General features: G+C 72.2%; 22 protein-coding genes. 11 read left to right on the forward strand and 11 right to left on the reverse strand.

Translation table 11 applies throughout. The annotated features are described in order from the left end of the window. Positions 1-19 precede the first annotated feature (19 nt). Entirely contained in the window at positions 20-1,276 is a 1,257-nt protein-coding gene (locus tag ACFT4A_RS13750; RefSeq protein WP_382829726.1) for an arsenic transporter, read from the forward strand. 11 nt (positions 1,277-1,287) lie between these two features. On the opposite strand, the gene ACFT4A_RS13755 is transcribed toward ACFT4A_RS13750, so the two are convergent. Together ACFT4A_RS13755 and ACFT4A_RS13760 are read right to left on the reverse strand one after the other, a co-directional pair. Further along, complete coding sequence (locus ACFT4A_RS13755) at positions 1,288-3,405, reverse strand: ricin-type beta-trefoil lectin domain protein (RefSeq protein WP_382829245.1); 2,118 nt, start codon at positions 3,403-3,405, stop codon at positions 1,288-1,290. A gap of 242 nt (positions 3,406-3,647) precedes the next feature. After that, positions 3,648-4,622, reverse strand: coding sequence for a helix-turn-helix domain-containing protein (locus tag ACFT4A_RS13760; RefSeq protein WP_382829248.1), 975 nt, complete (start codon positions 4,620-4,622; stop codon positions 3,648-3,650). A 61-nt stretch (positions 4,623-4,683) separates the two neighbouring features. Between ACFT4A_RS13760 and ACFT4A_RS13765 the strand changes: the two genes are divergently transcribed. Continuing rightward, on the forward strand, positions 4,684-5,523 hold the full coding sequence (locus ACFT4A_RS13765) for a phytanoyl-CoA dioxygenase family protein (RefSeq protein ID WP_382829250.1): 840 nt from the start codon (positions 4,684-4,686) through the stop codon (positions 5,521-5,523). 55 nt (positions 5,524-5,578) lie between these two features. On the opposite strand, the gene ACFT4A_RS13770 is transcribed toward ACFT4A_RS13765, so the two are convergent. Continuing rightward, complete coding sequence (locus tag ACFT4A_RS13770) at positions 5,579-6,547, reverse strand: aldo/keto reductase (RefSeq protein WP_382829252.1); 969 nt, start codon at positions 6,545-6,547, stop codon at positions 5,579-5,581. 214 nt (positions 6,548-6,761) lie between these two features. Here ACFT4A_RS13770 and ACFT4A_RS13775 point away from each other — a divergent pair, with 214 nt between their 5' ends. Further along, positions 6,762-7,637 carry a hypothetical protein gene (locus ACFT4A_RS13775; RefSeq protein ID WP_382829255.1) on the forward strand — a complete coding sequence of 292 codons (876 nt, stop codon included), beginning with the start codon at positions 6,762-6,764 and terminating at the stop codon, positions 7,635-7,637. 3 nt (positions 7,638-7,640) lie between these two features. Here the strand turns inward: ACFT4A_RS13775 and ACFT4A_RS13780 are convergent, their stop codons facing one another. Both ACFT4A_RS13780 and ACFT4A_RS13785 read right to left on the reverse strand, forming a co-directional pair. Then, entirely contained in the window at positions 7,641-8,177 is a 537-nt protein-coding gene (locus ACFT4A_RS13780) for a flavoprotein (protein WP_382829257.1), read from the reverse strand. A 28-nt stretch (positions 8,178-8,205) separates the two neighbouring features. Then, entirely contained in the window at positions 8,206-8,664 is a 459-nt protein-coding gene (locus tag ACFT4A_RS13785; RefSeq protein ID WP_382829260.1) for a nuclear transport factor 2 family protein, read from the reverse strand. Positions 8,665-8,756: 92 nt separating this feature from the next. On the opposite strand from ACFT4A_RS13785, the gene ACFT4A_RS13790 reads away from it, so the two are divergent. Then, a complete protein-coding gene (locus ACFT4A_RS13790; protein WP_382829263.1) occupies positions 8,757-9,308 on the forward strand; it encodes a TetR/AcrR family transcriptional regulator in 552 nt (183 codons plus the stop codon). A gap of 9 nt (positions 9,309-9,317) precedes the next feature. Here ACFT4A_RS13790 and ACFT4A_RS13795 read toward each other — a convergent pair whose 3' ends face one another. Further along, entirely contained in the window at positions 9,318-9,518 is a 201-nt protein-coding gene (locus ACFT4A_RS13795) for a ferredoxin (protein WP_382829729.1), read from the reverse strand. Positions 9,519-9,537: 19 nt separating this feature from the next. After that, the gene (locus ACFT4A_RS13800) at positions 9,538-10,734 is read right to left on the reverse strand and encodes a cytochrome P450 (protein WP_382829266.1); all 1,197 of its coding nucleotides are present in this window, start codon (positions 10,732-10,734) and stop codon (positions 9,538-9,540) included. A 358-nt stretch (positions 10,735-11,092) separates the two neighbouring features. Here ACFT4A_RS13800 and ACFT4A_RS13805 point away from each other — a divergent pair, with 358 nt between their 5' ends. Then, positions 11,093-11,725 (forward strand): LysE family transporter, encoded by a 633-nt coding sequence (locus tag ACFT4A_RS13805; protein ID WP_382829269.1) that lies wholly within the window; start codon positions 11,093-11,095, stop codon positions 11,723-11,725. Between the two features lie 75 nt (positions 11,726-11,800). After that, the gene (locus tag ACFT4A_RS13810; RefSeq protein ID WP_382829271.1) at positions 11,801-12,250 is read left to right on the forward strand and encodes a nitroreductase family deazaflavin-dependent oxidoreductase; all 450 of its coding nucleotides are present in this window, start codon (positions 11,801-11,803) and stop codon (positions 12,248-12,250) included. Positions 12,251-12,318: 68 nt separating this feature from the next. Here ACFT4A_RS13810 and ACFT4A_RS13815 read toward each other — a convergent pair whose 3' ends face one another. Continuing rightward, positions 12,319-13,239 (reverse strand): cation diffusion facilitator family transporter, encoded by a 921-nt coding sequence (locus tag ACFT4A_RS13815; protein ID WP_382829731.1) that lies wholly within the window; start codon positions 13,237-13,239, stop codon positions 12,319-12,321. A gap of 159 nt (positions 13,240-13,398) precedes the next feature. On the opposite strand from ACFT4A_RS13815, the gene ACFT4A_RS13820 reads away from it, so the two are divergent. After that, on the forward strand, positions 13,399-14,421 hold the full coding sequence (locus tag ACFT4A_RS13820) for a glutathione S-transferase family protein (RefSeq protein WP_382829274.1): 1,023 nt from the start codon (positions 13,399-13,401) through the stop codon (positions 14,419-14,421). A 40-nt stretch (positions 14,422-14,461) separates the two neighbouring features. Beyond that, positions 14,462-14,758: a DUF4235 domain-containing protein gene (locus ACFT4A_RS13825; protein WP_382829277.1), complete on the forward strand. Its 297-nt coding sequence runs from the start codon at positions 14,462-14,464 to the stop codon at positions 14,756-14,758. Between the two features lie 71 nt (positions 14,759-14,829). Here the strand turns inward: ACFT4A_RS13825 and ACFT4A_RS13830 are convergent, their stop codons facing one another. Beyond that, the gene (locus ACFT4A_RS13830; protein ID WP_382829278.1) at positions 14,830-15,288 is read right to left on the reverse strand and encodes an Lrp/AsnC family transcriptional regulator; all 459 of its coding nucleotides are present in this window, start codon (positions 15,286-15,288) and stop codon (positions 14,830-14,832) included. 62 nt (positions 15,289-15,350) lie between these two features. Here ACFT4A_RS13830 and ACFT4A_RS13835 point away from each other — a divergent pair, with 62 nt between their 5' ends. Genes ACFT4A_RS13835 through ACFT4A_RS13845 form a run of 3 tightly spaced genes read left to right on the forward strand, consistent with a single transcriptional unit; the run spans position 15,351 to position 17,185 of the window. Then, a complete protein-coding gene (locus tag ACFT4A_RS13835; protein ID WP_382829281.1) occupies positions 15,351-16,043 on the forward strand; it encodes an AzlC family ABC transporter permease in 693 nt (230 codons plus the stop codon). Beyond that, positions 16,036-16,362, forward strand: a complete 327-nt coding sequence (locus tag ACFT4A_RS13840; protein WP_382829284.1) for a branched-chain amino acid transporter permease — start codon at positions 16,036-16,038, stop codon at positions 16,360-16,362. The genes ACFT4A_RS13835 and ACFT4A_RS13840 overlap by 8 nt, the downstream gene beginning before the upstream one ends. 28 nt (positions 16,363-16,390) lie before the next feature. After that, on the forward strand, positions 16,391-17,185 hold the full coding sequence (locus ACFT4A_RS13845; RefSeq protein ID WP_382829287.1) for a thioesterase family protein: 795 nt from the start codon (positions 16,391-16,393) through the stop codon (positions 17,183-17,185). 23 nt (positions 17,186-17,208) lie between these two features. On the opposite strand, the gene ACFT4A_RS13850 is transcribed toward ACFT4A_RS13845, so the two are convergent. Next, positions 17,209-17,601 carry a VOC family protein gene (locus ACFT4A_RS13850; RefSeq protein WP_382829289.1) on the reverse strand — a complete coding sequence of 131 codons (393 nt, stop codon included), beginning with the start codon at positions 17,599-17,601 and terminating at the stop codon, positions 17,209-17,211. 78 nt (positions 17,602-17,679) lie between these two features. Continuing rightward, positions 17,680-18,144 carry a pyridoxamine 5'-phosphate oxidase family protein gene (locus ACFT4A_RS13855; RefSeq protein WP_382829291.1) on the reverse strand — a complete coding sequence of 155 codons (465 nt, stop codon included), beginning with the start codon at positions 18,142-18,144 and terminating at the stop codon, positions 17,680-17,682. Positions 18,145-18,500: the final 356 nt, after the last annotated feature.

Genomic DNA, 18,500 nt, shown 5'->3' on the forward strand with positions numbered 1-18,500 from the left:
CGCCCCGGAGGACCCCGCCCTGAACACCCCGCTCGCCGAAGTCCTGTCCGTGGCGCTGCTGGCCGCGGTGCTCGTCTGGGCCGTCGTCCGCCCCAAGGGGCTGCCCGAGGCCGTACTGGCGGTTCCCGCCGCCGGGCTCGCGGTCGCCGTCGGCGTGATCTCGCCCACGCACGCGTGGGAGGAGATCCAGCGGCTGGGGCCCGTGGTCGGTTTCCTCGCGGCCGTGCTGGTGCTCGCCCACTTCTGCGACGTCGAGGGACTGTTCACGGCGTGCGGGGCCTGGATGGCCCGCTGGGCGGCGGGGCGTCCCGGGCGGCTGCTGACCGCGGTGTTCGCGCTGGCCTCCGTCATCACGGCCGTGCTCAGCCTGGACGCCACGGTCGTCCTGCTGACACCGGTGGTGCTCGCCACCGCCACCAGGATGGGCGTCCAGGCCCGGCCGCACCTCTACGCGTGCGCGCACCTGTCGAACACCGCCTCGCTGCTGCTGCCGGTCTCCAACCTGACCAACCTCCTCGCCTTCACGGCGAGCGGGCTGAGCTTCACCCGGTTCACGGCGCTGATGGCACTGCCCTGGCTGGTCGCGATCGGCGCCGAGTATGTGATCTTCCGGCGGTTCTTCGCCCGGGAACTGGCCGCTCCGCTCCCCGCCGTCGACACCGCGCGGCCTCCCGAGCTGCCGCTGTTCGCCCTGGTCACGGTGGGCTGCACCCTGGCCGGGTTCGTCGTGGCCTCCGCCCTCGGGATCGCACCGGCGTGGGCCGCGCTGGCGGGTGCGCTGGTGCTGGCCGGGCGGGCGCTGCTGCGGCGGCGGGCCACCCCGTTGACGGTGGTGCGCTCCGCGGCCCCGGCGTTCCTGGCGTTCGTGCTCGCGCTCGGCGTCGTGGTGCGCGCGGTCGTCGACAACGGTCTCGCCGACGCGCTGCACCGTGTGCTGCCCGACGGCTCGGGCCTGCTCGCGCTGCTGGGCGTGGCCGTACTGGCCGCCGTCCTGGCGAACCTCATCAACAACCTGCCCGCGGTGCTGGTGCTGCTGCCGCTGACCGCCGGGGCCGGTCCCGGCGCCGTGCTGGCGGTGCTGCTCGGCGTGAACATCGGCCCCAACCTGACCTACGCCGGATCGCTGGCGACGCTGCTGTGGCGGCGGATCGTGCAGCAGCACGGGCATCGCGTCGAGCTCGGGGAATTCACCCGGCTCGGGCTGCTCGCGGTACCCGCCGCGCTGGTGCCGGCCGTGGTGGCGCTGTGGCTGTCGCTGGAGGTCGTCGGGAGCTGAGTCGCGCCCGGTCAGCGGCTGCGACCGCCGTAGCCATGGCCGTAACCGGAGCCATAGCCGTAGCCGGGGTAGCCCTGGTCGCCGTTCCAGGAGCAGGAGTAGCCGTAGTAGTGGCACGTGGTGCTGGGCGACGGGCTCGTGGGCGCCGGCCGGGACGTCGACGGAGCGGCGGTCGGGGTGGGGGTCGGTTCGGGTGTCCTCGACGGTGTGGGGGTGGGGGTCGGGGTGGGCTCGGGCTGCGGCACCGGAGCGGCGGCTTCCCAGTTGACGGCCTCCATCTGGAGATCGGTCTTGGAGGTGTCGATCACCCAGCGCTGGACCTCGTCGTCCGCCCGGGTCTTGAGGACCAGGGACCCCGAGCCGTCGGTCGCGGCCGGGGCCAGGGCGAGCTCCTGGTCCCGGCGGGGCACCAGGGCGCCCTGGAGGATGAAGTCGTAGCTGATGTCCTTGATGTCGGGCCGGGACGTCCCCGTGCAGGGGGCGAGCCGCACCGAGTAGCCGAGCCGCGAGTCCAGGCACAGGTCGGGGGCGGCACCGTTGCGCAGCAGCCCGTCGGTCTCGTACGTCCACTGCTGGGCGGGGGCCGAGGAGCAGGTGGTGAGTGTGGCTTCCGCGTCCTCGACGGCCTTCTTGCCCTCGATGCCGACGCACAGGCCGGAGGCGACATTGTGCAGCCGTCCGCGCAGAGCGCCCTTGCGGGGCTCGCCCGCGCCGATCCAGGACGGGTCACCGGTCGGCTCGGCCGCGCCCGGGCCGGATGCGTCGGAGGGGCGGTCCGCGGCGGTCGGCGGGGCGGCGTCGCCGGAGTTGCCGACGGACCACAGGACCAGCGGGAGGACGACCAGGCCGCTGACGGTCAGGACGCCCACGGTGAGGTTACGGCGGCGGGCGGCACGGCGGGCCGCCTTGTGGGCGGATCTGGGAGAGGCGGGTCTGGGAGAGGCGGTGCGCGGGCCCACGGCGTCCGGGCCGGGGGCCGTTCCGGCGGCCGGTGCGGGCGCGTCGGGCGGGATGGTGGGGAATGCCTCCTGGGCGTGGGCCAGGGCCTGCGCTGCGGCCTGCGCCTGGTCCTGTGTCTGGTTCTGCTTCCGGGCCCGGACCTGCGACGGGGTCCCCGGTTCCCCTTCGGCGGCGGGGGCGGGTGGCGCGGGCACCGGGTCGACGGGGTCGGTGAACGACTCTCCCACCGCGCCGGCGAGGGCGACGGGGTCCGGGAACGCCGCACGCGCGGCACCACCGGCCGGTTCCGTGCCGGCCGGGTCCCCTGGAACGCCGCTCTCGGAGGAGGCCTCCGCGGCGCTGATCGACGCGCTCTCCACGTAGTCCTGCCCGCCCCAGCCGAGCACCGCCTCCGCCAGGGCGACGCCGAGCCCGTGGTTGAACCGGTCGAGCTGGTCCGCGGCGGCGCTGCAGTGCCCGCATCCCTCGATATGCGCGCGTAGATCCGGGTCGAGTTCGAGGGCGCCCCGCCGATACGTCACGTCGAGCAGACGCAGATAGCGCCGGCATTCCTCGTCGGGGGCGAGTTCGCGGTGCAGCTGGAGGCACTCCTCGCGCATCCGGTCACGGGCCCGGGCCAGTTCGACCCGCGCGCCCTCCTCGTCCAGGCCGAGCAGCCCGGCGGGGACCGTGAGCGGTTCGGCCTCGACCTCGATGTGCCACAGCAGGCAGCGGGCCGACTGGGGCAGCCGCTGAAAGGCCCCGGACAGCAGACGCCGGTGCTGCCGCGGCAGCAGCCGGGCGGCCGGCCGCTCCCCGTCACCGCCCTCGGACAGCAGATCCGGGTGGAGCATCTCGCGTCGGTGGTCGGTGGCCCACTCGGCCGCGATCCGCCGTACGGTGACGAGCAGGTGGGGCCGCCAGGCGGATGTCGGACCGTTCTGGCGCAGGCTTTCGCCGAAGAGCCGGGTGAAGGCCGCGGTGGTGAGCATTCCGGCGAAATGCGGACCGGCGGTGCACAGGCGGGCGTAGGCGAAAGCCGCCTCCCAGTGCCGGTCCAGCAGCTCGCCGACGGGATGAAGTGCGGGCGTCGCGCCCGTCCACTTCCTGAGCTCGGCGCTCAGTTGCTCGTCCGTCGGGCCGAACCTGCGGGCCGGGGCCGGGGAATTCGACGGACTTGCGTCGTTCACGGATGCATTCCTCTCAAGGACATGCGGAATAAAGTCCATACCAAGGGGTATGCCGGCACGGCGGCCTCGCGCATACGAAAGAACGGCGCGCTGTCCGCACGCCGACAGGGCACACCTTTGCACAGGTCAGCGACAGGGAACAAGAGATCTCGCGGTTTCGTGCATTGCGTAGGCGGCCAGGGCTTTTTGACAAACTGTCAATCAGCGGTCCGAAAGGGATTTCCGGGCTGCCCCCTCGGCTTTTATGGCAGGTATTCGCCCGGTTCCCGTCGCCGTCCGGAAACCGCTGGGCCGGACGGGTCGCCGTACTTTGTCCGGTACGCGCCGGGCGGTATCCCGTAGCGCTCGCGGAAGACGCGGTTGAAGTGGAACGGGCTGGCGAAACCCGAGGCCGCGGCCACCCGTTCCACGGGCAGGTCGGTGCCCTCCAGCAGTCGCGCGGCGTGCCGCAGCCGGGCCTCGCGCAGGGCGCGCATGGGCGACTGGCCGAGCTGCCGGCTGAACAGGTGGGCGAAGCGGGACGGCGACAGGGCGACGTCCTCGGCGAGCGAGCGGACGGTGTGCGGGGCGCCCGGGTCGGCGGCGATCAGCTCCTCGGCCCGGCGGACCCGTGCGTCGAGGCCGGGGCGGGGTGCCGCCGGCCGGGCGCCGGCCGTGGTGAGGAGGACGATCTCCTCCAGCGCGCACAGGGCGAGTTCGCGGGCCGCGCTGCCGTGTGCGACGGCGACCTGCCCGTCCGGGGACGCGGGTACGGCCGGTGCCTCGGTCCCGGTCCAGCGGGCGTCGGTGTGCATCCGCCGGAACGCCGACTCGACGCGGCCGTGCACACCGGCCGGGGCGGACGTGACCACGTACACCCCGTCGCCGGCGTCGTACGGCCGCAGCCACCCGGCCCACGACGGGCGGGCCTGGCAGTGCGCCCACCAGAACCGCCAGTGCCGGGCGCCGGGGTCCACCGCGTAGCCGTGCGGGACGCCCGGCGCGAGCACCACGAGATCACCCGCGCCGACCGAGGTCTCCACGGCGCCCTGCCGCAGCCGGCCCCGGCCTCCCGTGGTCCAGGTGAAGAGCCAGCTCGCCGAGCCACGCGGGCGGTTGACCGCGTAGCCGGGCGGCTGGTCGAAACGGCCGAGCACGACCAGGCCGGGCGGCGGGGCGGGGACCCCGTCGTTCCCGTTCGCAGCAGTGCCGGGCAATCCGTCAGCACGCACGGGCATCCTCCTCGACGACAGGGCGGCCTAGTGTCGGACCGTGGACACCCGATCGAGGAGTGCGCTCATGACAGTCACGGGCAACGGCGCCGCCGACGCTCCCATCCTGGACCCCGCCGGGCTCCGGCGGTACCGGGAGGGGTTCGAGGAGGACGGTTTCACGGTCGTGCGCGGGCTCTTCGGGGCTGACGAGATCGAGCGGCTGTGCGGTGAGTTCGCGGCGATGCACGCGGCCGGGCCGGTTCCCGGGCACTTCGAGCCGCGTGCGTCCGGGGCGGACGCCGATCCGCTGCGCGTCTGGCCGCGGGTGATGCACCCGCACGAGATCAACGGCCTCGCCCGGGACGTGCTGCTGGACGCCCGGCTGCGCACGGTCCTGGAGGCGCTCCTCGGGGAGGAGGTCCTGGCCGCGCAGAGCATGTTCTACTTCAAGCCGCCGGGCGCCCGGGGGCAGGCGCTGCACCAGGACAACTTCTATCTGCGGGTGGAGCCGGGCACGTGCGTGGCGGCGTGGCTGGCGTGCGACGTGATCGACCGGGAGAACGGCGGGCTGGAGGTCGTGCCGGGCACGCACCGGATGGACGTGTTCTGCCCGGAGGAGGCGGACGCGGGTGTTTCCTTCGCCCGGGAGTACGTTCCGCCGCCGCCCGGGATGGCGCCGGTGCCGGTGGACATGGCGCCGGGGGATGTTCTGTTCTTCAACGGCAGCCTGGTGCACGGGTCGCAGCCGAACCGTTCGGGTGATCGGTTCCGGCGGTCGTTCATCGGGCACTACGTGGGGCGGTCGGCGGAGCGGATCGGTCGGTTCTACCGGACGTTGTCGATGAGTGGGGGGCGGGTGGCTCTGGAGGAGAGCGAGGGGGCGGGGCCCTGCGGGACGGAGTTCGCGCCGCAGGGGCCTCACTGATCGCTCCGCGGGAAGGCCGTAGTTCGTCCGCGGCAGCCCCGCGCCCCCAAGAAACTCAGTGCCCGGCGATCGGATGTGCCGTGTAAGGGCGTTCCAGTTCCTCGAGTTCCTTGTCGCTGAGCTGGAGGTCGACTGCGGCCACCGCGTCCTCCAGATGCCGGGGCTTCGACGCTCCTACGATCGGCGCCGTCACCGTGGGCTGGTGGAGCAGCCAGGCCAGGGCCACCTGGGCTCGGGGGACGTCGCGGTCGGCCGCGATGCGGGTGACGGCCTCGACGATGGTGCGGTCGCCCTCCTGGTACAGATTGCTGCCGAAGGTGTCGGTGGCGCTGCGCTCGGTCGTGGTGTCCCAGTCGCGGGTGAGGCGGCCGCGGGCGAGGGGGCTCCAGGGCAGGACGCCCACGCCCTGGTCCGCGCAGAGGGGCAGCATCTCGCGCTCCTCCTCGCGGTAGATGAGGTTGTAGTGGTTCTGCATGGAGACGAAGCGCGTCCAGCCGTTCAGCCGCGCGGTGTACTGGGCCTTGGAGAACTGCCAGGCGTACATCGAACTGGCCCCGATGTAGCGGACCTTGCCGGCCTTGACGACGTCGTGCAGGGCCTCCATCGTCTCCTCGACGGGGGTGTGCGGGTCGAAGCGGTGGATCTGGTAGAGGTCGACGTAGTCGGTGCCGAGGCGGGTGAGGCTCTGGTCGAGCTCGGTGAGGATCGCCTTGCGGGACAGTCCGGCGCCGTTCGGCCCGGGCCGCATGCGACCGTGCGCCTTCGTCGCGAGCACGATCTCGTCGCGGCGGGCGAAGTCGCGCAGGGCACGGCCGACGATCTCCTCGCTGGTGCCGTCGGAGTAGACGTTCGCCGTGTCGAAGAAGTTGATCCCCGCCTCGACCGCCTGCCGGATCAGCGGGCGCGAGGCCTCTTCGCCGAGGGTCCACTCGTGACGGCCGCGGTCGGGCAGGCCGTAGGTCATGCACCCCAGACAGATCCGGGAGACGTCCAGGCCCGTCGAACCGAGCTTCACGTACTGCATCGTTGCTGCTCCTGCCTTCGGGAGGGGTTTCCAGGGGGAGCGTACGTGCTCGTGTGCGCTCGAAGGCAGGGTGCGCCGAGGCGGCTGACGGGCCGTCATCGTTGCTGCCCCCAGGTGACCGCACGGCGTGGGAGCGGCGGGGCGGGCGGACCGCTGCCGCATCCTCGGCGCAGGTGACCGGCGCCCGGCCGGTCGGCGGTGCAGGGGAGAACGCGTGGCGGTACGACGGAGGACACTCAGGATCCTGACCGGGGCGGCCGCGGCGTCCCTCGCCCTGATCTCGACCGCCTGGAGCCGTCCGGCCCCGCCCGGACACGAGGTCAGGGCCCAGGCTCCGGTGGCCGAGGGACCGGCGACGCTGTGCGCACCCGCGGGCGTCCTGCGCGGCGCGGACGGCGAGCGGGCCGCGGTCAGCCTGTGCGCGGGCAGCGGCACCCCGGTGATGGCGGTCTCGGCGCCCGCGAACTGCCACCGCCCCGGCACGTCCGTCCGGTACGCCTGTCTGACCTCCGGCACCTGGACGGCGAAACACCAGGGGAAGACGGTCGCCTCCGGGACACTGCCCGGTTCGCAGCCGTACCCCGGCCCGGGGATCTACGACGTCACGGCCACCGTGCACGTGCGCTCCACGCCGAGCGGAGTGGACCTGCGCGGCACGGTCCGGGCCGTGCTCACCATGAGCGCGCCGAAGCAGCGGCCCACGCACCGGGTCGAGGTCGACCGGACCACCCTGCGCCGCGGGGCCACCACCACGCTGACCTACCGGGTGTACCGCGACAGCGAACAGGGCGACGGCAGTGCCCGCTTCGGGCTGATCGGCGAGGAGAGCACGGGGGTGCGGATCAGCACGACGGACGCCCGGTGCGTCAATCCGCTCATCGGACGGGCCCCGTCCGAGGACCGGCTGACGTACTCCGTGGACTGTGCGCTGACCGACCTCCAGCCGGGCCGTCCGGCCACCGTGCGGGTCCAGGTGACACCGGGCTCGGCCTGCTCGACGGTGGTCTCGAAGCTGGGCTACTGGATGCCGCGCGGGCAGGCGCTCTACACCGGCGGCATGGTGGAGGGACCCACGGTCGGCTGCGGCTGACCGTCAGTCCCGTTCGATCAGGTCCAGCGCCCGTTCCCAGCCGAACTCCGGCCGCCCGCCGTCCTCGCCCGGTTCTCCGGTGTACGGCTCCCCGAACCGCACGCCCGTCCCCCGCAGCCGTTCGAGACTGTCCCGGTAGGCGGGGTGGGCGGCCAGCGCGTCGGCCACGCACGGCAGGACGGCGATCGGCACGCCGAGCCCCGCGACCTCGCACAGGGTGCCCAGTGCGAGGGTGTCGGCGATGCCGGCCGCCCACTTGTTGACGGTGTTGAAGGTGGCGGGTGCGAGGACCAGGGCGTCGGGTGCCGGGAAGGGGCGCGGCTCGCCCGGGGTGCGCCAGGCGGAGCGGAGCGGGCGACCCGTCTGTGCTTCGACGGCGGCCGTGTCGAAGAAGCCGTTCATGGCGACGGGCGTCGCGATGACGCCGACCTCCCAGTTCCGCTCCTGCGCGGCGGTGATCAGTTCGCTGACGTCCGCGGCGATTCCGGCGGCGCAGACGACGACGTAGAGGAAGGGCTTGCGGGCGGCCTGGTCGGTCATCCCGGAAACCCTAGCGACTCCCCCGGGTTCACCGGAGGGGGAAGGTGTGACCGCGTTCCCGCTCAGGCCGCGGGCCGAGGATGCGGCGTTCCTTCTCCTCGATCCGTACGTCGTTGATGCTGGCCTCGCGGCGGGTCATCAGCCCATGCTCGTCGAACTCCCACAGTTCGTTGCCGTAGGAGCGCCAGCACTGTCCCTCCGCGTCCCGGCACTCGTACTGGAAGCGGACGGCGATGCGGTTGCCGTCGAAGGCCCAGAGGTCCTTGCGCAGCGCGTACTCCTGTTCGCGCTCCCATTTGCGGGTCAGGAACTCGGCGATTTCGGCGCGGCCGGTGACGAAGGTGTCGCGGTTGCGCCAGACGGAGTCCTGCGAGTAGGCGAGGGCGACCTTGTGCGGGTCGCGGGTGTTCCAGGCGTCCTCGGCGGCCTGGACCTTCTGTGCGGCGGTCTCGCGGGTGAAGGGCGGCAGGGGCGGGCGGTCGGTCATCGATTCTCCCCGGTCACAGTGGAGAACGAGCGTTCTCCCGATGGCTGCTACCGTAGGAGAACGCTCGTTCTCGCGTCAAGGAGTGGTGGTACATGGACAGCGCGGTGGCCCGGGAGCGGGCGCTGGACGCGGCCGAGGAGCTGTTCTACGGGCGGGGCGTGCGGTCCGTCGGGATGGACGACGTGCGCGGCATGTCCGGGGTGTCGCTCAAGCGGCTGTACCAGCTGTTCCCGGCGAAGGAGCAACTGGTGGAGGCGTATCTGGAGCGGCGTGACGCGCGCTGGCGCGGTCAGCTGGCCGAGTACGTCGAGCGGCACGGGGAGCCGGAGGAGCGGATCCTGGCCGTGTTCGACTGGCTCGGCGAGTGGTTCGGCGAGCCGGGCTTCCGCGGCTGCGCGTGGATCAACGCCTACGGTGAGCTCGGCGCCACGTCCGCGCGCGTGGCCGGCCAAGTGCGCGCGCACAAGCGGGCGTTCCGGGACTACCTCGCCTCGCTCGTGGCCGCGGCGGGGCTGCCCGACGCGCTGGCCGGGCAGCTGTTCCTGCTGGCCGAGGGTGCCATGGTCACGGCGGGGGTCACCAGGAGCGCCGAGCCCGCGGCCGAGGCACGCGAGGCGGCCCGGCTGCTCCTGCGGACCACGTGAGGCCGGGCCTCAGCCCACCCTGTCCGAGACGGTGATGGCGCTCACCGGACAGGCCCGGGCCGCCTCCCGCACCAGTGGGCTGCCGCCGCCGTCCTCCCGGCCGGGCAGCAGGGCGCTGTAGCCGTCGTCGTCCTGGGTGAACACCTCCGGGGCGGTCAGGGCGCACTGGCCCGCGCCGATGCAGACGTCCGTGTCGATTTCGATGTCGATGTGCATGTGCGGAAGCCTCTTACCAGGTCACGGGGAGTTCCAGCATCCCCTGGATCGTGTCGCCCGGCTTGAAGGGAATCTCGTCGGCGGGGGCGGCGAGGCGCAGGCCGGGAAGCCGGTCGAAGAGGGTGTGCAGGGCGATCTCCAGTTCGGCGCGGGCGAGGTTCTGGCCGAGGCACTGGTGGATGCCGAAGCCGAACGCCACGTGGTGCCGGGACGGGCGGTTCCAGTCGAGCGTGTCCGGCTCGGGGTAGACCGTCTCGTCGCGGTTGATGACGGAGGTCGCGAAGACCACGCCCTCGCCCTTCTTGATCGTCGTCCCGGCCACCTCGATGTCGTCGACGGCCAGGCGCAGCATGCCGTCCGCGATCGACAGCATCCGCATCAGCTCCTCGACCGCGGTCGGCAGCAGCCGCGGGTCCGCGCGCAGTTCGGCGAGCCGCTCGGGGTGCTGGAGCAGGGTGAAGGTGCCGAGCGAGATCATGTTGGCGGTCGTCTCGTGGCCCGCGACCAGCAGGATGAGCGCCATGGCGATCAGGCCCTCGCGGTCGAGTGCGCCGTCGTCCGGCCGGCGGTGGACCAGGTCGTCCAGCAGACCGGTCCCCCGGTCCTTCCGCTTGCGGTCGATCAACTCGCCGAAGTACGACTCCAGCCGGTCGCGGGCGTCCAGCACGTCGGCGGTCTCCGGGCCGCGCAGCAGCCGTCGGGACTGGGTCTCGAAGAAGTCGTGGTCGGAGTAGGGGACGCCGAGCAGGGCGCAGATCACCATGGACGGCACGGGCAGCGCGAAGGCGGTCACCAGGTCCGCGGGCGGGCCCTGGGCGATCATCGCGTCGAGCCGTTCGTCGACGATCTGCTGGATCCGTGGCCGGAGTTCGACGGCCCGTTTGAGGGTGAAGTCCCCGACGACCATACGCCGCTGGACGCGGTGTTCGGGGTCGTCGACGCCCAGCAGGGCCGTTCTGCGGTTCTGGATCCCGGCGAACCGCTTGGTCGGGGCGGGGAAGCCGGGCCGGTCGCGGTCGGACGACAGACGCGGGTCGGCCAGCAGCGCGCGGGCGATCGCGTGCCCGCTGACCAGCCAGGCCTCGCGGCCGTCGAAGAGGGTGATGCGGGTGAGGGGGCGCTCGGTGCGCAGCGGGTCGTAGGCGGCGGGCGGGTGGTAGGGGCAGGTCCGGCTCTGGGGGAAGGCGACGGGTGCGGTCGTGTCCGTCATGAAGACCTCGCAGACGAGTAGTGCGTCGTGCCGATCATCATTAGATGCCCCGGGCACCTATAGGGCGACGCGAAGTTCGGCCAGATCGGTTGCAGCGGCAACATGGCCGGGGAATACCGTCTTCACGTTCGAAGGGCGGGGGCGGGAGCCCGTGATGAGCGAACAGGGCCCTTGAAGGGAGCCGGGGGCTCCGGCGGCGATTCGAAAACCGGTTGTCGCTGCGGCGGGGCAGGCCCCAGGATCCAGCCATGTCTACGCTCGATGCCCTTTCGCCGTCGCTGCCGCTGTCCGTCGCCGCCTCCGCCGCGCGCCGACAGCAGCGGTCCGGCCGTGGTGAAGGGCCGAAGCCGCCTCGGTCATGACGGCCGCGCTCCTCGCGGGGCTGCTCGCCGGGTACGGCATCGCCGTCCCCGTGGGCGCGGTCGGGACCTACCTCGTCTCCCTCACCGCCCGCACGTCCCTGCGTACCGGAGTCTGCGCCGCGCTCGGCGTCGCCACCGCGGACGGGCTGTACGCCCTCGCCGCCACGCTCGGGGGTACGGCCCTGGCCGGCGCGCTGCGGCCGGTGCTCGGGCCGCTGCGCTGGGTCTGTGTCCTGGTGCTGCTCGGGCTGGCGGTGCGGGGCGCGGTCACCGCCCTGCGCGAGTACCGCGGACACCGGCTCGCCACGCGGACGGCCCCCGCTCCCCCGGGTCCCGCCCGGGCCTACGCAGGGCTGCTCGGCATCACCCTGCTCAACCCCACCACCGTGATCTACTTCGCGGCGCTCGTGCTCGGCTCCCGGGCCACGGGTCCGGCCGGGCCGGTGGAGCAGGGTGTGTTCGTCCTGGCCGCCTTCGCCGCCTCCGCGAGCTGGCAGGTGCTGCTCGCCGGGGGCGGTGCCCTGCTGGGCCGGGCGCTGACCGGTCACCGGGGCCGGCTGGCGACGGCGCTGGTGGCGAGCGGGGTGACGACGGCTCTGGCCGTGCGAATGGCGGTTTCTCCAGGATGATTCGCGCGTGGACCGGTGTTGAGGGCAAATATCAGTTACCGGTCGGCCTCTGACACGACGATGGGACGGATTGCCATGCCTCTCGAAGGCGAGTACGAACCCAGCACGACGCAGTGGGTGCGCAAGCAGGTGGAACTGTACGAGAGCTCCGGCGGTACGGAGGGGACGACGCTGCAGGGCTCCAAGATGCCGGTCGTCGTCCTGACCTCACGGGGCGCCAAGAGCGGCAAGCTGCGCAAGACACCGGTGATGCGGGTGGAGCACGACGGGCGTTATGCCGCCGTCGCCTCCCTCGGCGGTGCGCCCAAGCACCCGGTCTGGTACTTCAACCTCAAGTCCGACCCGCATGTGGAACTCCAGGACGGGCCCCGGAAACAGGACATGACCGCCCGTGAGGTCACGGGCGAGGAGAAGTCCGAGTGGTGGGAGCGGGCCGTCGCGGCCTATCCGGCCTACGCGGACTACCAGAAGAAGACGGACCGCGAGATTCCGTTGTTCGTGCTGGAGCCCGTGGCCCGCGACTGAGGCCAGGACGGGCGGGAAAGAAATTCCGCTCGGGGTGCATGAACCGCTGGCGGCGGGGCACGCGTGGTTCAGGCCCCGCCGCGTTCCCCCGTCGCGGCGGGGCTTTCTGCTGCCTCCCGGGCGCTGCGGTCCGTGACGTCCAGGAAGATCTGGTCCGCCTCGGGCACCGTCCGGGCGATGGAACGCTTGATGCGGACGGCGACGTCCTCGACGTGCTCGCTGTCCAGGCCGGGCACCAGGTCGACGCGGGCGGCCACGAGGGCCGAGTCCAGGCCCGTCTTCATCGTGAACAGTGCCTCCACGCTGTCGATCTCGGGCTGCGCCCGCAGCAGCGCCCGGATCCGCCCGCTGGCCTCCGGGTCGGCGGCCTCGCCGATCAGCTGGTCGCGCGCCTCCCGGCCCAGCCGGTAGGCGACGTAGACCAGCAGGGCGCCGATCGCGAGTGAGGCGGACGCCTCCCACACCACCTGGCCGGTGACCATGTGCAGGGCCATGCCGGCCATGGCCAGCGTGACGCCGAGCACCGCGGTGCCGTCCTCGGCGACGACCGTGCGCAGGGCCGGGTCACGCAGCCCGGCGCGTATGCCGCCCTGCCCGCGCACCTGGTACAGGGCGCGCAACAAGGAGCCGCCCTCCGCGAGGAGGGCGATGCCGAGCACGATCAGGCCGGCGACATAGCCGCTGAGCTTCTCCTCCGATCCGCTCGCGAGGGCCTCGAAGCCCTGGAAGAACGAGAAGCAGCCGCCCATGACGAAGATCCCGACCGCCGCGAGGAGCGACCAGAAGAACCGCTCCTTGCCGTAGCCGAAGGGGTGCCGCCGATCGGCGGGACGGCGGCTGCGGCGCAGAGCCGCCAGCAGGAAGACCTCGTTCAGGCTGTCGGCCACCGAGTGGGCCGCCTCCGACAGCAGGGCGGGAGATCCCGCGGCCAGACCGCCGACGGCCTTGGCCGCCGCGATCACCAGGTTGGCCGCGAGCGCCACCAGCACGGTGACGCGGGTCCTGCGATCACTTCCTTCATCACTCACCCACGCCGATTGCCCCGGTCGGCGGTGCTCACACCGTGCCGTCGCCGGAAAAAGGGGAACGCGTTCACCAGGGCACTCGCACGACCGGCAGGTCACACGTACGGCAAGGAGGTCACCCCCATGAGCCGCGACGACGGCGACGGCAACAGCGCCTACGGCAGGAGGGCGTTCAAACGGTCCAAGGCGCATTTCGCGGACCGGATCACGACGGACGGCCGGGACGGCTGGCCGGTGGAGGCGGGCCGCTACCGTCTGGTCGTCAGCCGCGCCTGCCCGTGGGCGAGCCGGTCGCTGGTCTCCCGGCGGCTGCTCGGCCTGGAGGACGCGCTGTCCCTGGCCGTCGCCGACCCGATCCAGGACGACCGCAGCTGGCGCTTCACGCTGGACGAGGACGGCCGCGACCCGGTCCTCGGCATCCGCTACCTCGGCGAGGCCTACGACCGGCGGGAGACCGGCTACCCCGGCGGTGTCAGCGTGCCGGCGATCGTGGACGTGCCCAGCGGGAAGCTCGTCACCAACGACTACCAGCAGCTCACGCTCGACCTCGCGACCGAATGGACGGCCCTGCACCGGGACGGCGCGCCCGACCTGTACCCGGACGCGCGGCGCGACGAGATCGACGAGGTGATGGCGGACGTCTACCAGGACGTCAACAACGGCGTGTACCGGGCGGGGTTCGCCACCGGGCAGGAGGAGTACGAGACCGCCTGCACGGGCGTGTTCCGGCGTCTTGAGCTGCTCGCGGGGCGGCTGGAGCGGCGGCGGTACCTCGTCGGCGACACGATCACCGAGGCGGACATCCGTCTGTTCACCACGCTGGTCCGCTTCGACGCGGTCTACCACGGCCACTTCAAGTGCAACCGCTGGAAGCTGACGGAGAACCAGGTGCTGTGGGGGTACGTCCGTGACCTGTACCAGACGCCCGGGTTCGGCGACACCGTCGACTTCGACCACATCAAGCGCCACTACTACCAGGTGCACACGGGCATCAACCCGACCCGCGTCGTGCCGCTGGGCCCGGACCTGGCCGGCTGGCTGACCCCGCACCACCGTGAGGAGCTGGGCGGCCGGCCCTTCGGTGACGGCACGCCGCCGGGGCCGGTCCGCGCCGAGGAGCGGGTCCCTGCGGCGCACACCCCCTGACCACTCCCACCCACCCCCCTGAGCGACGAAGGAGATCCACGTGGCCAAGAAGAAGAAGTTGCCCATCGCCTACCAGCCCCTCGGGTTCATCCTGGGCTGGTCGAGCGGCTGGCTGTCCGGGCTCGCCTTCCGCAAGGCGTGGATGGCGATCCGGCACGAGGAGGACGCGCCCGACGCGCTGGACCGGGACCGCGGCTGGGGCGAGATCCTCCTGGCCGCCGCGGTCCAGGGCGTCATCTTCTCGGTGGTGCGCAGCGCCGTGGACCGCGCGGGCGCCAAGGCCATCGAGCGTTCGACCGGAACATGGCCGACCAATGAGAAGGGCGGCCGGGACTGACACCTGCCCGGCCTCGCCCGGCCCCGTCCGGCCTGTACGGCGGGCGGGGCCGGCCTGTGCCCGGCGTCCGCTCAGCCGTCCACCTTGATCGTCTTCATGGTGAGGTGCGACTCGAGGCGCAGGACGGCGGGCAGGCCGCTGAGCCTGCTCATCATGAAGGCCTCGTAAGCGGCGTGATCGGCCACGGCGACACGGAGGAAGTAGTCGGGGCGCCCGTACATCCTCCGGAACTCGACGACCTCCTCATAGGAGGCCACGGTGGTCTCGAACTCCTCGACGGTCCTGCGGTCCTGGGCGTAGATCTCGACGTCGACGAGCACTTCGAGCGCGCGGCCCACGGCTCCGGGGTCGATGACGGCCCGGTAGCCGGCGATGACGCCGCTCTCCTCCAGGCGCTTGACCCGGCGCAGACAGGGAGGCGGTGTCAGCCCCACCCGCTTGGCCAGCTCGACGTTCGACAACCGACCGTCCTGGCGCAGATGAAACAGAATTTCGCGGTCGACGGCATCGAGGCCACTTTCATTGCCCATAGGGAGATCATAGGGCCACAATCAGCAACCATATGAGGTGCGAACTTTCCTAAAATGTCGACATGCGAATAAGCCCTGCGGCGCGGGCCGCTTTCCGGGACTGTGCCTCCGTGGGCCTCGGCATGGTGCCGCTCGGTCTCGCCTTCGGGACGCTCGTGGTCCAGTCGGGGCTCGACTGGTGGTGGGCCGGGCTGTCCGCGGCGCTGATCTACGGCGGTTCGTTCGAGTTCCTGCTCATCGGCATGGTCGTGGCCGCCGCGCCGCTGGCGTCCATCGCCCTGGCCGCCTTCCTGGTGCAGGCACGGCACGCCTTCTACGCCCTGTCCTTTCCCCTGCACCGCGTGCGGGGCCGACTCGCCCGGACGTACAGCACCTTCGCGCTCACCGACGAGGCGTACGCGCTGACCGCGGGCGGACAGGCCCGCGGCTGGTCCAGCCCGCGCATCCTGTGGCTGCAGTTCTTCATGCATCTGTACTGGGCCGGCAGCGCCACGGCCGGGGCCCTGCTGGGCGCCCTCGTCCCGGACGGTGTCACCGGGCTGGACTTCGCCCTGACCGCGCTGTTCGTCGTCCTCGCCCTCGACGCGATCCGTGACCTGCGGGGCGACCTGCCGACCCCGGTGCTCGCCCTGCTCTGCGCCCTGGGCGCCCGCCTCCTCTGTCCCGGGCAGTTGCTGCCGGCGGCCTTCGCCCTGTTCACCGCCGGACTCCTGGCACGCCGGCTCGCCACCCGGAGGAAGCCCGCCCATGTCTGACACCTACGCCGTCGTCGCGGTCCTCGTCACCGCCGCCGTCACCTGGTCGCTGCGCGCCCTGCCGTTCGCCGCCCTGGCCCCGCTGCGGGCCAGCGCCACCGTGCGCTACCTCAGCAGCCGGATGCCCGCCGGGGTGATGGTGATCCTGGTCGTCTACTGCCTGCGCGATCTGCCGCTCACCGAGTCGCGCGCCGTGGCCCCGCTGGCCGCCCTGGCCGTCACCGTCGGCCTGCACCTGTGGCTCCGCAACGCCCTGCTGAGCATCCTCGCCGGCACGGCCGTCCACGTGGCCCTGGCCGGCGCGGTCTTCGCGCACTGACGTCCCTCGCCCGAAAGGCACGCGCCCCTTGTACACCGACCACTACTACGAGCCCGTCGACACGCACCGCTTCAAGCCCACTGTCCACGCGGGCGGTGCGTGGGACCCGGACGAGCAGCACTTCAGCCCGCTCGCCGGCCTCATGACGCACGCCGTCGACCGGTATCTGGCCACACGACCGGACACCGGCCTCGCGCTGTCCCGGATCAGCTTCGACATCCTCGGCCGGCTCGCCCTGGACGAGTGCGAGATCCGGGTGGAGAGCCTCCGGCCCGGCCGCACCATCGAACTCCTCGAAGCGGTCGCGCTCATCGCCGGCCGTCCCGTCGTGCGGGCCCGCGCCTGGCTCCTCACCGACCACGACACCACGGAGGTCGCCGGCGGCGGCGCCGACGCACTCGCTGCCCCCGAGACCCTCACGCCCTGGCCGCTGACCTCCGTGTGGCCCGGCGGATACATCGCCTCCCTGGACGTCCGGCCGCTCGCGCCCCCGCGGCCGGGCCGCACGACGGCCTGGGTCTCCACCCGGCTCGGCCTCGTCGCCGGACAGGCCGCGAGTCCTCTCGCGTCCTACGTCGCGCTCGTCGACACCGCCAACGGCATCGCCGTGCGCCGCCCGCCCGGCGACTGGATGTTCCCCAACGTCGACCTCACCCTCCATCTCCACCGCCGGCCGGAAGGCCGCTGGACGGGGCTCGACACCACCGTCGTCTTCGGCCCCACCGGCCAGGGCGTCACCAGCACCGTCCTGCACGACCTCACCGGCCCCGTCGGGCACGCCCAGCAGATCCTCACCGTCCGGCCCCTGCCGGCGACCGGCTGAACGGCAATGGAAGAACGCCGCGTTCAGCCCTGCTTGGGTGCCGTCGGTGCGGTGCGGCGCAGGGTGAAGGAGTGGCCCGCCGGGTCGGCGTAGCCGCGTTCCTCCAGGGGGCCCGAGGCGTCCTTGGCCTCCAGGGGACGTCCGCCCAGGCTGACGACCCGGCGTTCCACCGCGTCGAGATCGTCCACCACGAACTCCAAATGGGCCTGGAGGGAGTTCTCGGGGCGCGGCCAGCTGGGCGGGGTGGCGTTGACGTCCCGGCGCAGGGCGATCCGGAAGCCGTCGGCGCTCTTGATCTCCACCCGGTTGGCCGTCGCGTCCGACTCCTCCCCTTCCAGCAACTCCTTGTAGAACACGGCGAGCTTCTCGGGCTCGGCGCAGTCGAGCACCAGGACACCCGCTTTCACCAGGGCCATGTCTCCTCCGCAGGATTCCGGCCGTGGGGCGTGCTGCCCCGCGGCCTCGTACCTTGCGGTTATCCCGGCACGGCCGATTCAGTCGGCCGTCAACCACCTTCCGTCGCGCATGAGTTCACGACCGTCCAGTTCGTCGGCCTCCCGCCACGCCTGCACCCGCCGCGGCACGACGCGGAAGTAGAGGTACGGCGTGGCCAGCCGGCGGGGATCGAAGCCGGTCTTGGCGGCGAAGAGTTCGGCGTCCTGCTCGGTCAGCTCGCCGGGCTGGACGGTCTCGACGGTGCCCTCGACGAGGACCACGTCACGGGTCGGCCCGATGCCCACCCGGGCCCGTCCGGTCGCGGTCAGGTTCCGTCCGGTGGGGCTCGACGCGGGCGTGGCGAACAGCAGATACGAGCCGTTCCAGAGGAAGGACAGCGGGACCAGGTGCGGCGTCCCCGAGGCACTGTCGGCCGTGGCGACCCAGGCGTCCACGTCGTGGTCCAGACGGTGCAGGGTGTCCTTCTTGCGCTGCTCAGCGCCGCGTACGGGTGCGGACATCATCGTCGGTGCGCCTCCTGAAGAGTCGTCAGAACGAACGGTGTCCAGTGTGACGCCAAGAGGCCGGGGAGGCCCGGCGGACGGGGCACGCCGGGTGAGGGACGAGGGAGTGTACGCAGCTCAAGCGCTTTCCGCAGTAACCGAGATCACGGCAGTGTCACGGAATGGCTCATTCACGCCATGGGCAGTCTCGTACCGCTTCTCGGTTCAACGTTCGGATCGCGAAGCCGAGTTCGAGTGTGCGGCCGGTCAAGACACCGTCCGCTCGCAGGGGCCGGGGGGCTCTGCGGTCCGTCTCCCGAAAGGAAGCACATGCTTCAGGACGTCCGGTTCGACCTCCCTTCGACACCCCGGTCAGC

Origin of the sequence: Streptomyces sp. NPDC057099 (genome assembly GCF_042671245.1) — a bacterium.
Taxonomy (GTDB): Bacteria; Actinomycetota; Actinomycetes; order Streptomycetales; family Streptomycetaceae; genus Streptomyces; species Streptomyces purpurascens.